Raw genomic sequence first — 12,720 nt, forward strand, 5'->3', positions numbered from 1 at the left:
CATCCCCTTATTCTGCGGCCAGTTCACCGGCAGGAACAACGACGGCATTGTGCGTTTCGTATTCCAGCGTGATGTTCTGCCCGGTGTGATCGTCGAAAGACTGCCCGTGGTTGGGGATCGAGACCTTGATTTCCTTGCCGCCTTCACCCTCGGTAAAGATATTGAATGCGTTTCCTTCGAACTCTTCATGATTGACCCGGGCAGTGACGAAGTGATCACCCGTTGCGCCATCGGGGGCAATTGCAAAGGCCTCGGGACGGATGAACATCATCGCGTCATCACCTTCTTTCATCTTGCCCTGATTGGCCGTCGAAATCCGTGCCACCAGATCACCCGAGCGGTTGGTCGAGATCAAAGCTTCGGTGCCCATCACCTGTTTGACTTTTCCTCGGAACACATTGTTTTCGCCGACAAAAGAGGCAGCAAAAGCCGTGTTGGGATCGTTGTAGATCGTTTTCCCGTCGGCAATCTGGTCAATCACACCGGCACGCATGACGGCGATATTGTCTGACATCGTCAGCGCTTCGCCTTGATCGTGCGTGATGTAGATAAAGGTAATACCGACCCGTTGCTGAATCTCACGGAGTTCGGTCCGCATGTGCTGGCGCAGCTTCAGGTCAAGTGCCGATAGGGGTTCGTCCAGCAACAGCACGTCGGGTTCGGCGCAGAGTGCGCGGGCGATCGCCACACGCTGACGCTGACCGCCCGACAATTCGCTTGGCAGTTTGTCCCCCTGCCCCGGCAACGCAATCATGTCCAGAAGCTCATCGGCACGCCTGCGGCGCTCGGCAGCACTGGCCCCTTTGATTTCCATGGAAAACGTAATGTTTTCCCAGACTTTCATCAGCGGGAACAAAGCGAGATTCTGAAAGATCAGCGCTGTCGGACGCTTGTTGGGCCCGATACCGCGCATATTGTTGCCACCAATCAGAACATTGCCTTCGCTTGGTTCAAGAAAGCCCGAAACAGCCCTTAGAATGGTTGTTTTACCGCAGCCGGAAGGCCCGAGGAACGAAAAGAAATCGCCCCCGTTGATGCTGACGTTTGCATCGCGCACGGCGACGAAGTCACCGAAACGGATCCACAGGTTTTCCAGATCGACTCCGACCCCTGCACTCATTTTTGGTTTCTCCCTGAAGTGCGTGTTTTCACCACACTGTATTTGTGTCCGTCACGCCGGGACGGCGCGCAGATGGGTGCCCCCCGCAAAAAGCAGGGGGCGAAGGTTCGGAACGCTTAAGCGCTCTTGAACTTGTTGACGAACTCGGTCCGGGTTTCGGCATACCAAGGTGCTTCGGCCGGCCACGGATTGAGGTTGGCCAGCGAGTCGCCCGGATAGGCTTCGGCAAAGTTCTTCTTGTAGGTGTCGCCGGAATACTGGTCGGCTCCCAGAACCGGCGAGTTGTAGCCGTGACTGTCAATGGCAACACCGGCCGGCTTGGCCTGATAGGCGAAGTCGATGAAAGCGTAAACCTGATCGATATTCGCGGCGCCAGTCGGCATGGACATACCGTCCACCCAAGCCATCGCACCTTCGACGGGCGCCTGATAGTGCACCGGCTCGCCTGCGGATTTCAGTGCAAGGGGTGGGCCGTCCCAGGTTTGGCCAACGACAACGCCTTCGTTCAGAAGACCGTTCTTCTGCGTATCGGCGTCGTTCCAGATCAGTTTGATGCGGTCCTTGCGTGCAATGCACCAGTCGGTGATCTGGCCCCAAACCTTGCGCATGGTGTCTTCATCACCGTACGCGGCCCAAACCGAACCCGGCTCCATCTCGCCAGCGCGCTCCATGTACAGACCCGCGCCCAGCATCATCGAATGCGCGCGACCCATGGTCTTGCCGGCGTTTTCTTCCGACCAGACGTCGCCATAGGATGGTGCGTCGCCTTCGGGCAGCCACAAGTCGGTGCGATAGGCAATGCCTTCGGTACCCCAGATATGCGGCAGCCAATGCGCACCGCTGTCACCAAAGTTCCAGGCATCGGTACCGATCTTGGCCATCGCCGGGTTGACCTTGTCGATCGGAACCTTGTTCATGTCGAAGGGCTGCAACAATTCCAGCGGTTCCCACTGCAACGAACGGTTGTTGGTCGGTGAAACGATATCAAAGCCCTGGCCCTTGGTGGCCTTCATCTTGTTGATGATTTCTTCGTTCGAGCCGATGCCGGTGTAATTCACCTTGATTCCCGTAAGGGTCTCAAACTCTTCAATGAAGCTGGGCGGCAGGTAATCCGACCACATCAGAATGTTGATTTCGCCCGACGAAGCCAGAGCGCTCTTGCTGTACAGGGGTGCCGCAAGTGCTGCGGCGCCCGCGCTTTTCAGCACAGAGCGTCTCGAAAGAGTCGAATGTTTAGTCATAAGTGTTCTCCCGTTGTTGGATTAGTTTGTTATTGTTTTTTATTCATAGGACTTTCTGTGCCCGTACGTCAGTCCAAAAGTGACAGTTTGCGGAATTCTTATGTCCAGTTTTGAGTCTTGACACGTTTTGGTTGAATTTCAAGGCGTTAGTTTTCCTCCCAGACAGTGAAATCGTATGCACAGACCGGATCGGAGCCAAGCAGCATGCGTCGTGATCCACCGCCAGGCAGGGGTTTGGACATGTCACCAAAATTGAAGGCAAAATGCAACGTACCGCGCCGGGTTACGCGTAAGTCTGGATCGCAGTCCAGAGGTTTCAGCCCTGCCCATTCCAGGACATCGCGCATAATCTCGTGCAAGAGCGCACCGCTGGGGACCATGGCCAGATATGTTGCACGATCCGACCGGACGACCGCTGGGCTGCCGTCGCAATAGGCACTATTGAAGCGCGCCAGGACATTTGCCTCGGTCTCGACGATTTCGCGCCACCCACCAAAGCCAAAAATCTGACCGTTTTGCAACTGCACAGAATCTCTCGCAATATCCGGGAGCGATTCGACACGGGCAACTCGGACGCCGGTCAGATCCGCCAACACACCCGGCGCCAGATTTGAAGGGGTGTGCATTTGAGCTGTCTTGCTGCCGGACCGGGCACCAATCAATAGCTTTGCCCCCGAAGCATCAAGTCTTGCGGCCAGATCCGGGGTCACGATCATGCTTTGCGGCAGCACGATCAGGGCGTAACCTTCCAAACCATCCTTGGGACCAACAAAATCAATGTCCACCCCCAGACTGCGCAAGGCGGTGTACCATTCGCGGAAGATTTGGGAATTGGGGAAGTCATCATCATGCGGCAGGATATCGGCCGCCCAGATCGAAGCGTAATCCAGCATCATCGCCACCGAGGCTTTTCCGCGCGTCGTCGGCGGGAGGTTTTCGCGTTCCTTCACGACCTGAACCAGCTCAAGCGCGGCTTGATCCACACTGTCATCCGAGCGCAGCAAGGCCGTATGGTATTGTTCCTGCGCGAACTTTGCCTGTCGCCATCGAAAGAACATCACAGCTTGCGCGCCGTGGGCATAAGCGGCCCAGGTCCAAAGCCGAACCATCCCTTCGGCCGGAGAAGGATTCTGAGCCGCCCAGTCCACCGGCCCCGGCTGCTGTTCCAACACCCATACCCGCCCCCGCCCCTGACTGCGATACAGGTCGCAATGAAACCCCTGATAGTCAGGCGCGCCGGTTCGCAGATAGCGGCGCTTTTCTGTCTCTGACAGGGTTGATCCCATCAGATTGCCCAGCGGGTAGCTGTCAAAGCCGACGATATCCAGATCGGCGGCCACTGCGTGGTGATCGAATTCGAAACTGCCGGCCATGAAGTTGTGCGTGATATCTCGACCCGGCGCATGTTTTCGCAGCACGTCCACCTGAGCCTTGTTGAACAACCGCACCCGATCCGAGGAATAGCGTCTGAAATCAAGGGCATGAGTGGGGTTGGGTGTGGCGACCAAACCGTTGGGCAGTTCAATCTGGTCAAAGCCGGAATAGCAGGTCCCCCAAAACACGGTCCCCCAGACCTCGTTCAGTGCGTCGATTGTGCCGTATCGTTGTGCCAGCCAGCGCCGAAAGCCAGACCGCGCAGCATCGGAATAGCTGAGAACGGTGTCGTGGTCGTTGTACTCATTGTCGATTTGCCAGGCATGGACATGCGGGTTCTGGCCATATCGGCTGGCATATTCCGTCGCGATCCTTTGCGCCTCGGCCAGGTATACGTCACTGGCAAAACAATAATGCCTGCGCGACCCATAGCCCCGGACCCGGCCGTCCGGGCCAACCGGCAGAATTTCGGGGTGCTCATCAATCAGCCATTTGGGTGGCGCAGCCGTTGGAGTCGACATCATGACCCGCAGGCCGGCCTGCCCCAGAATCTCGATGACGTCATCCAGCCAGTCCCAGCGAAACCGACCGCGTGCCGGTTCAATCAGACCCCAGGAGAACTCGGCGATCCGAACCCAATCCAAACCCATCTCGGCCATCCGCGCGGCGTCACTGCGCCACTGGGACGGGTCCCATTGTTCGGGGTAGTAACAAACCCCAAGCTCCAGCTTGCTCATCGGTTGTCCTTTGCCGTGCGCCGTTCGATCCACTTCAGGAAGCTTGCGCAACCGAGGGTGAGCACCACGTACAAAATTGCCGCCGTGTTGAACGGCGCAAAGGGCAGAAAGCTTGCTGCCTGAAACTCTCGCATCCTTTGGGTCATGTCGCGAACGGACAGGATGGACAGCAACGAGGTATCCTTGATCATCGCGATAAACTCATTTCCCAGAGGTGGAGTTACGATCCGCAAGGCCTGAGGCAGAACGATCAACCGCGCTGTCTGCCAGCGGGTCAAACCCAGGGAACTGCCGGCTTCCAGTTGCCCTTTAGGAATAGCCTCAATCCCCGATCGGAAGATTTCGGCCATATAGGCCGAGTACCCGACGGAAATCGCGATGATCCCGCGTGTCATGTTGGTCATATCAATGCCGCCCCCAGTGGCCTCTTTGACCGCGCCCGCCAAGGGCAGGCCGATGTAAAGGATGATCACCAGCATCGGAATACCGCGTATCGTGTCCACGAAGAATTCAGCCCCGACCGCCAAGGGATGCAGCTTGTGCTGTGCGCCGCCGATGGTCAGCGTCAGCAGCAAAAAGCCAAAAACGGCGAAGGCCAGCGCGGGATTCCGGTATTTGTCAGGCAAGAAACTGGTCTGCCACAGAACCGGATAGCCTTGTGAATGAGAATCCACGGGAACAAACGCTCCGGACACGCTTTCGACGGTTTCTATCTGCTCCAAAGCTGCGGCAGGATCAGTGGCGCTGCGTATGCGGTATTGCTGGTCGCCGGCACCGTCGAACTCGCCGAACCGGATGATGTCAGCCTGCGCCTGTGGCGTGCCGCGCACAATGGCGATGCGCCCTTCGGTGCTTCCGACCAGAACGTAACTGACCTGTGGCTGCATGAAGAAAAAGGCGGATATTGCAAGCAATGTCAGGCTGATGGAACCATACAGTATCGTGGTACGCGCTCGTGGTTTGAACGATTGCAGCCCCACCCAGATCAGACCCAGAATGGCCGAGAAGATATAAGCGAAGATGGCTGCGCGGAACGTAATGGCAACGCCGGTCGCGAACTGCCAGTGGGCCATGAACATCAGATAAAACAAAACCGCACCTGTAAGGCATTCCAGCCCCAGTAGAACGTGCCCGCGCCAAGGGGGTTGCAAACCCGCTGACATCAGGCTCAAGGCGACAACGGCTGTGTATGCGGCCAGAAGAACTTGCAGACCTGTTTGAACCTGGGTCACGACTTCGGGATACAACACCCAGGTCTGACTGGACCGGTCGATCAGGGTTGATGTGTTCTCGCTGAGTGCATGAAAGAAAACGGATTCCGCGAAGGGCATCAAAAGCTGTGGAGATACGAAGCTTGAGACCAAAAGCGCAATTGATGCAGGCAGCGCCGCAAGGGCCGAAACCCGCAACCAGCCGGGGGCATGATTGGTAAAACGTGCGTGCCGGGCGCAGAGATATCCAAGGATTGCAACCGAGACGATCAGCAGAAATCCGACGAAAACAGGCCCTGCATTGTTGCCGATCCCCAGAATTGCAATCAGAGATCGCAGGTATTTCGAGGACGTGGCGAACAGATAGATGATGAAAGGGGCGGCTGCGAGCAACACAAGGTTGCTCGGGCGGATCGTGCTGAGACGCGACATGGAACTTCTCCGCTGAAACATGGCCCGGCAACGTCAGCCGCCGGGCCCAGAAGGGCTTGAAGGATCAGTTTGTGCCCCAGTATTTGGCTTTCAGCGTGTCCAGCGTGCCGTCTTCCTGAATGGCGGCGAGACCGGCATTGATTGCATCCACCGTCGGGTCACCTTCCTGAAACACGATACCCAATGGATCCGATTGCAGGCCTGTGATGCCCACGGTCAGTTCTCCGGCAAACTCCTGCTCGTAGGCCGCGGCAGAGGTGCCATCGATGATCACCCCTTGCACGTCTGCGTTCTGAAGCGCCAGAATAGCCGCCGAGAAGTTGTCGTAGAGGCTGACATTCTCGCGCCCCACAAGCTCTTCCGCCAGTTGGGCGTTGGTCGTCGCGGTTTGTGCCGCCAGTTTCTGGCCACCCGCTTTGAAATCCTCAAGCGTCATATCCGCGTTGTCGACTTGCAGCAAAATGGCCTGACTGACAACGATGTAAGGTTCGGAGAAGTCCATAGTCTGTTCACGCTCGGGCGTGATCGATACGCCCGAGATGACCAGATCGAATTCACCCTGCTGAAGCGCCGCAAAGATGCCGTCCCAGGCGGTATTTACGAAATTCGGAACGCAATTGATCTTTTCACAGATTGCGTTCATCACGTCGACATCAAAGCCTACGATTTCACCGGTTGCTTCGTCGACGGTTTCCATCGGGGGATAGGTTGCATCCGTTCCGATCTTGAGCACGCGACCTTCCAGATCGGCGGCAAAAGCCGCAGGCGCTGTCAGCATTGCAAGCGTTGCAGCGGCAAATAGGTTTTTGAACATGTTCGGTTTCTCCTCTGTTGGCTCAGTTGGTCTGCGCCATACCCGGCGCCGGGGTGTCAGGTTGCCGCTCGATCAATCTGGCCCTGATCTTTTTTTGCGTTTCGGACGGATCAACGCCGTTCAATGCTTTTAGCATGAATTCCCCCAGCAGGCGGCTGGTCTCGCCTATCGGCAAATAATAGGTGCTGGGCGGGGGGACGAAATACTGGCTGAGTTTCAGATCGTCATTGGAAATGACGACGACATCCCTGCCGATTTTAACGCCCATGTCGGCGGCGGCGGACAAGGCGCCAAGGGTCATCGCCTCGTTCGCGCAAATAATGGCGCTTGGCCGGTTGTGCATTCGCATCAGCGCCGCAAACGCCCTTTGCCCGGTCTTCGCCGTGGTCGGGCCGGGAAAAACAAGGGCCGGATCAAACTCCATGCCACCTGCCGACAGAGCGTCTGAGTATCCCTGGAGACGTTGACGGGCGTAGATCAGGCCATCCGGCGGATTGATAAGCGCGATCCGCCTGTGCCCCAATGCCAGCAGTCGAGCGGTTGCATCAAAAGCAGCGGCCTGACTGTCGAGATCCACGTAAGGATGTGGTTGGGCACTGTCACTCATCCCGTACGTGACAAACGGAAAACCCTCATCTTGCAGATAGGCGATACGCGGGTCATTCACCCGTGTACCGGAAAAGACCACACCGTCTGCCAACCCTTCCTGCACAATGGAATGTAGGGTCTGCAATGCGGCTTCAACATCTCGTACGCTGAAGACACTCAACTCATAACGTGACCCTTGAACCGCGTCGGATATTCCGGCCAGAATCCGGGTAAACTCCACACCTTCCCACTCTTCAGCGGCACTGCCCGAAACACTGACCAATACAGCAATCCTGTAGGATTTATTGGTGCGCAGTTTCAGGCCGTCCAGATTGACCCGATACCCAAGCTCGGACGCCGCCTTTTGGATCTCTTCCCGCGTTTCCCGTTTAACCGACGAAGCGCCGCGCAGGGCGTTTGAAACCGTGCCTACTGAATAGCCTGTCATACGGGCGATCGATTTGATCGTTGCCCGCGCCATCAGCCGATACCCCCAAGCCGTTCAGTCAAAAACAACCGCCCCATTTGCAAGGTGCGCCTGTGATCGACGGTTTCATCATGCTCGACGAAAAGGTCGGTGCACTTGGTGCTTGAAAGGGCTCGTATCGTGGCGTCCCAATCGACAACACCCTCACCCGGATTGCGCCAGCGCCTGTCGCCTGATCCGCCCTGCGGATCCACGTCCTTTGCGTGAACCGACAGGATGCGATCCGCATGGCGCACCAGCAGGTCAGCCACGTCCTGACCGGCCGCGACAATCCAACCGATATCGGGCTGCCAATAGATGTTTTCTTGCGCCAGAATCAGTTCAAGAGGTGTTTTTCCCGGCGCGCCGAACAGATCAAAGTCGTGGTTGTGATAGGCCAAACTGACGCCGTGATCTCCAAGTTGATCTGCCCAATCGGACAACTGGCCCGACACTGCCTTCCATCCCTCGACAGTGCCGGGCCGCGCCTGTGGCGCCAGCCAAGGCATGACCGCCACCTGGCATTCCAAAAGGTGCAGTACTTCAACGATGTCGTCGAAACGCTCGTTGAACTCCTCCCAATCAAAATGTGCAGAACGAAGGTTAAGACCTGATTGATGGACGATGCGTGCCATCTCTTGTGGTGTCATGTCATGCAGACCGGTAGTTTCGATATCCGAAAACCCGCAAGCGGAAACCAACTTCAGTTGGTCCGAGAGGTCACCGTATTGCCGAACCGTGTAAAGCTGCGCCGATACCCGCATTTTTCACCATTGAAACGTTTCAATTATGGTGAAACACAAAACGCAATTCTGTCAAGAACTGCGTTTCGCTGCTATTTGCGCATGGACAATCCATTGTGGAACAGATGCACCTTGTCCGGTGAGGCCGTGACCGAGACCGTCTGGCCGCGCAGGTTCCGCTGAACCCCCGGCAGCTTTGCAATGACTGCATCCGCACCATCGGTTTTCTCAAAATACAGCAGCGTGACTTCGCCCAGGGCTTCGGTGAAATCCACCTTGCCGGACAGAATCGCGGAGTCTTCCGTCATCGCCAAATCTTCGGGGCGCACCCCGATATTGACCTTTTTCCCAAGGTCATTGTCTTCAGTTGGAACCGCGGATCTTGCAATCCCGCCTGATGACAGTTCAACGGTGGTCGTTTCGCCGGTTCCGGTGATTGTGCCGGACAACAGGTTCATGGACGGCGAACCGATGAACTGCGCAACAAACTCGTTGTCAGGCGCCTCATACAGTTCAAGCGGTGTCCCGACCTGCGCGATGCCCTTGTTGGCCAACACCACGATCCGACTGGCCAGGGTCATGGCCTCGACCTGATCGTGGGTCACGTAGATCATGGTGCTGTCAGGCATGGCCTCTTTCAGACGCGCGATCTCGATCCGCGTGGCCACCCGAAGTGCCGCGTCGAGGTTCGAGAGCGGTTCGTCGAACAGATACACCTTTGGGTCACGTACAATCGCGCGCCCGATGGCAACCCGTTGACGTTGCCCCCCGGAAAGAGCTTTTGGCAGGCGGTCCAGGAATGGTTCCAACTGAAGGATCTGAGCGGCACGATCTACGGCAGCATCAATCTCGGCCGCGGGCATTTTTGCAATTTTCAGGGCAAAGGCCATGTTCTCGCGTACGGTCATGTGGGGATACAAGGCGTAGCTTTGAAACACCATCGCGATGCCCCGCTGTGCAGGCGGAACATCGTTCATGACCTGCCCTTCTATTTCCAGCGTGCCGCCTGTAATCTTCTCCAATCCGGCGATCATCCGCAACAGGGTGGACTTGCCGCATCCGGAAGGACCGACAAAAACGATCAGTTCGCCTTGTTCGATGTCGAGGTTGATGTTCTTCAAAACATCGACAGGGCCATAGGATTTGGCGACATCCGTTAGGTTGAGTTCAGACATGCGTTATCCCTTTTTCCTATACATCAGGATGAACTGCGCCGCGTTCAGGACAACGTTGCCGCTTCCTTCGACACCGCCCAGGTCCTGACCCATGACCTGCCAACTGCCTTCGGGCAGCTTCAACGCGGCAGTATCCGCACCCAGATTGAACGCGCAGAAAATCTGCTCGTGCGAATCCTCACGTACAAAAGACAGAACCGAGCCCGTTTCTGCCATGCCGGTCTGCGCCCCCAATGCCAAAGCAGGATGCGCATGCCGCAAGGCAATGGCGCGACGGTAGTGGTTCAGCATCGAGTTTGGATCCACCTCCAATCGGTCTACCGCTTGCCCGGCCTGCTGTGCGCTTACCGGCAGCCAGGGTTCTGCGGTGCTGAAACCCGATTGTTCATCTTGTGCCGCCCAAACCATCGGTGTGCGGCAGCCGTCGCGGCCCTTGTACTCGGGCCAGAACTCGATGCCATAGGGGTCTTGCAGTTTCTCGCACGGCACATCCGCTTCGTGCAGGCCCAGCTCTTCGCCCTGATAGAGGCAGGCCGAGCCACGCAGGCACATCATCAGAACCGCGAGCTGTCGGGCTGCCGCGTCATCCAAATTCCAGCGCGAGACGTGACGCTGCACGTCGTGGTTGGAAAATGCCCAACATGGCCACGCGTCCCCTGCCTTCGCTTCCAGCTGGTCGAAAACGTGCTTGGTGTAAGTGGCAGTCAAAGCACGTTTTTCCAGGAACTCGAAGGCATAGCACATGTGCATCCGCTTATCCCCGGATGTGTATTCCCCCATAATCTCGAGCCCACGCTGCGCATCTCCGACCTCTCCCAGGCAAGCCCGGTCTTCATATTCATCCGTCAAAGCCCGCAATCTTTCGAGGAAGGCGATGTTCTCGGGCTGGCTTTTCGAAAACAGGTGGTCCTGATGGTTGTAGGGGTTCACGGCCGGCGCGATCGTGGCGTTGCGTTGATCCATCGGCAGCGCGGGATTGTCGCGCAGCGCCTTGTCGTGGAAATAGAAATTGATGGTATCCAGCCGAAAGCCATCCACCCCCAGATCAAGCCAGAACCGCGCCACGTCCAGCAACGCATCCTGAACAGCCGGACAGTGGAAATTCAGATCCGGCTGCGATGTAAGGAAATTGTGCAGATAATATTGCAGGCGTCGGGCATCCCATTGCCAGGCCGAGCCGCCGAAGATCGAAAGCCAGTTGTTCGGGGGCGTGCCATCCGGTTTGGGGTCCGCCCAAACATACCAGTCGGATTTCGGGTTCTCCCGACTGCTGCGGCTTTCGCTGAACCAAGGGTGCTGATCGGATGTATGCGACAGAACCAGATCAATCATGATCCTCAGACCCTTCGCATGGGCCTGATCCAGAAGCGCTTTGAAATCCGCCAACGACCCGAACATGGGATCGACATCGCGGTAATCACTGACATCGTAGCCAAAATCCTTCATCGGCGATTTGAAAAACGGCGAGATCCAGATCGCATCAACGCCCAGCGAGGTGATGTAATCCAGTCGCGCAGTGATGCCCCTCAGATCGCCGATCCCATCCCCGTTGCTGTCCTGAAAACTGCGTGGGTAGATCTGATAGATCACCCCCCCGCGCCACCAGTCCGAAGACAGTTTCGTTGCTTTGCATTGTTCAAGGTTGTTCTGCACGTTCATCAGACGCCTCTATTTGACAGATCCGGCCAACAGGCCGCGGACCAGGTATTTTTGCATTGCGAAGAAGACGACCAGCGGCACGAAGATCGAGACAAAGGCAGCGGTCGCAAGGATTTCCCAGTTGCCGCCACGCGTACCCAGCAGCTCGACGATGCGGTTCGTCATCACGGTTGTCTGGCCGGTCGCGTCGATCAGGAAAACCTTGGCGACAAGCAGGTCATTCCATGTCCACAGGAACTGGAAGATCGCGAAAGACGCCAGCGCCGGGAAGCTGAGTGGCAGGATCAGTTTGGTGAAGATCTGAAACTCGGTGGCACCGTCGACGCGGGCGTTTTCGATCAGATCTCGTGGCAATCCGGCCATGTAGTTGCGCAGCAGGTAAATCGCCAGGGGCATCCCAAACCCTGTATGCGCAAGCCAGACACCCAGATAGCCCTTGCCGATCCCGATATTGAGGTGAAATTTCAGCAACGGGATCAAGGCCAATTGAAGCGGCACGACCAAAAGGCCAACAACAGCCGCGATCAGCAAGGCGCGTCCGGGGAAATCCATCCACGCCAGTGCATAAGCTGCAAAGGCGGCAACCAAAATCGGAATTATGGTCGCCGGGATGGTTACGGTCAGCGTGTTGAAGAACGCCTTGGCCATGCTGTCCGTACTGCTTTGATCCAGAAGAACCTTTTGGTAGTTTTCCAAGGTGAACTCGGGCGGCAATTCGGCCGTAACAAAGATGCGCACGCCACGTTTTCCGGTGAACTCCTCGGTGTTTTCCATCCGGTAGTTGCCGGCCGCATCCACCGTGATCGTACCACCTCGGCGCAGTTCTGCTGTTTGGCCCGGTTCAAATGCATCTACCTCGCGCGAACTGATACCCCATCTGGAAATCGTTGCTTGCTCATCTTCGCCGAACAACGCCCCCTGAATGACATACACTCCGTTTTCCAGCACCTGCGTATCGGGCGCGGCACTGCGAAGGGTCAAATTTTGCTCGGAGGGAAACAGCGACCGCCACCAGCCGCTGGACGATATCTGATCTGCCGTCCGAAAAGACGAAATCAGCAAGCCAAGCGTGGGGATGACCCAAAGGGTCACAAGAAAGACGACTGACAGATGCACCACCCATCTGAGCGCGGGTTTGGTTCCGGCGATATCGCTCATGG

10 protein-coding genes are annotated in these 12,720 nt (G+C 56.9%); all 10 read right to left on the reverse strand.

Annotated features, from left to right (window positions below; genetic code table 11):
• Window positions 1-7: 7 nt before the first annotated feature.
• The 10 genes from ACR0DJ_RS10765 to ACR0DJ_RS10810 all read right to left on the reverse strand — a co-directional run bounded on the left by ACR0DJ_RS10765 (window position 8) and on the right by ACR0DJ_RS10810 (window position 12,718).
• Window positions 8-1,120 (reverse strand): ABC transporter ATP-binding protein, encoded by a 1,113-nt coding sequence (locus tag ACR0DJ_RS10765; RefSeq protein WP_170345340.1) that lies wholly within the window; start codon window positions 1,118-1,120, stop codon window positions 8-10.
• A 116-nt stretch (window positions 1,121-1,236) separates the two neighbouring features.
• Window positions 1,237-2,361 (reverse strand): extracellular solute-binding protein, encoded by a 1,125-nt coding sequence (locus ACR0DJ_RS10770; RefSeq protein ID WP_170345339.1) that lies wholly within the window; start codon window positions 2,359-2,361, stop codon window positions 1,237-1,239.
• Between the two features lie 146 nt (window positions 2,362-2,507).
• Window positions 2,508-4,472 carry a beta-galactosidase gene (locus tag ACR0DJ_RS10775; protein ID WP_480684922.1) on the reverse strand — a complete coding sequence of 655 codons (1,965 nt, stop codon included), beginning with the start codon at window positions 4,470-4,472 and terminating at the stop codon, window positions 2,508-2,510.
• Window positions 4,469-6,115 (reverse strand): amino acid ABC transporter permease, encoded by a 1,647-nt coding sequence (locus tag ACR0DJ_RS10780; RefSeq protein WP_425079634.1) that lies wholly within the window; start codon window positions 6,113-6,115, stop codon window positions 4,469-4,471. The genes ACR0DJ_RS10775 and ACR0DJ_RS10780 overlap by 4 nt, the downstream gene beginning before the upstream one ends.
• Window positions 6,116-6,179: 64 nt before the next feature.
• Window positions 6,180-6,929, reverse strand: coding sequence for a basic amino acid ABC transporter substrate-binding protein (locus ACR0DJ_RS10785; RefSeq protein WP_257600993.1), 750 nt, complete (start codon window positions 6,927-6,929; stop codon window positions 6,180-6,182).
• Between the two features lie 22 nt (window positions 6,930-6,951).
• Window positions 6,952-7,998 carry a LacI family DNA-binding transcriptional regulator gene (locus tag ACR0DJ_RS10790; protein WP_480684923.1) on the reverse strand — a complete coding sequence of 349 codons (1,047 nt, stop codon included), beginning with the start codon at window positions 7,996-7,998 and terminating at the stop codon, window positions 6,952-6,954.
• Complete coding sequence (locus ACR0DJ_RS10795) at window positions 7,998-8,747, reverse strand: sugar phosphate isomerase/epimerase family protein (protein WP_480684924.1); 750 nt, start codon at window positions 8,745-8,747, stop codon at window positions 7,998-8,000. Before ACR0DJ_RS10795 ends, ACR0DJ_RS10790 begins: the two co-directional genes overlap by 1 nt.
• A 71-nt stretch (window positions 8,748-8,818) precedes the next feature.
• Window positions 8,819-9,901 carry an ABC transporter ATP-binding protein gene (locus ACR0DJ_RS10800; RefSeq protein WP_480684925.1) on the reverse strand — a complete coding sequence of 361 codons (1,083 nt, stop codon included), beginning with the start codon at window positions 9,899-9,901 and terminating at the stop codon, window positions 8,819-8,821.
• Window positions 9,902-9,904: 3 nt separating this feature from the next.
• A complete protein-coding gene (locus tag ACR0DJ_RS10805) occupies window positions 9,905-11,560 on the reverse strand; it encodes an alpha-glucosidase (RefSeq protein WP_480684926.1) in 1,656 nt (551 codons plus the stop codon).
• Window positions 11,561-11,569: 9 nt separating this feature from the next.
• Window positions 11,570-12,718, reverse strand: coding sequence for a carbohydrate ABC transporter permease (locus ACR0DJ_RS10810; RefSeq protein WP_152460245.1), 1,149 nt, complete (start codon window positions 12,716-12,718; stop codon window positions 11,570-11,572).
• Between the last annotated feature and the right edge of the window lie 2 nt (window positions 12,719-12,720).

The organism is Ruegeria sp. BF10, from assembly GCF_056538725.1.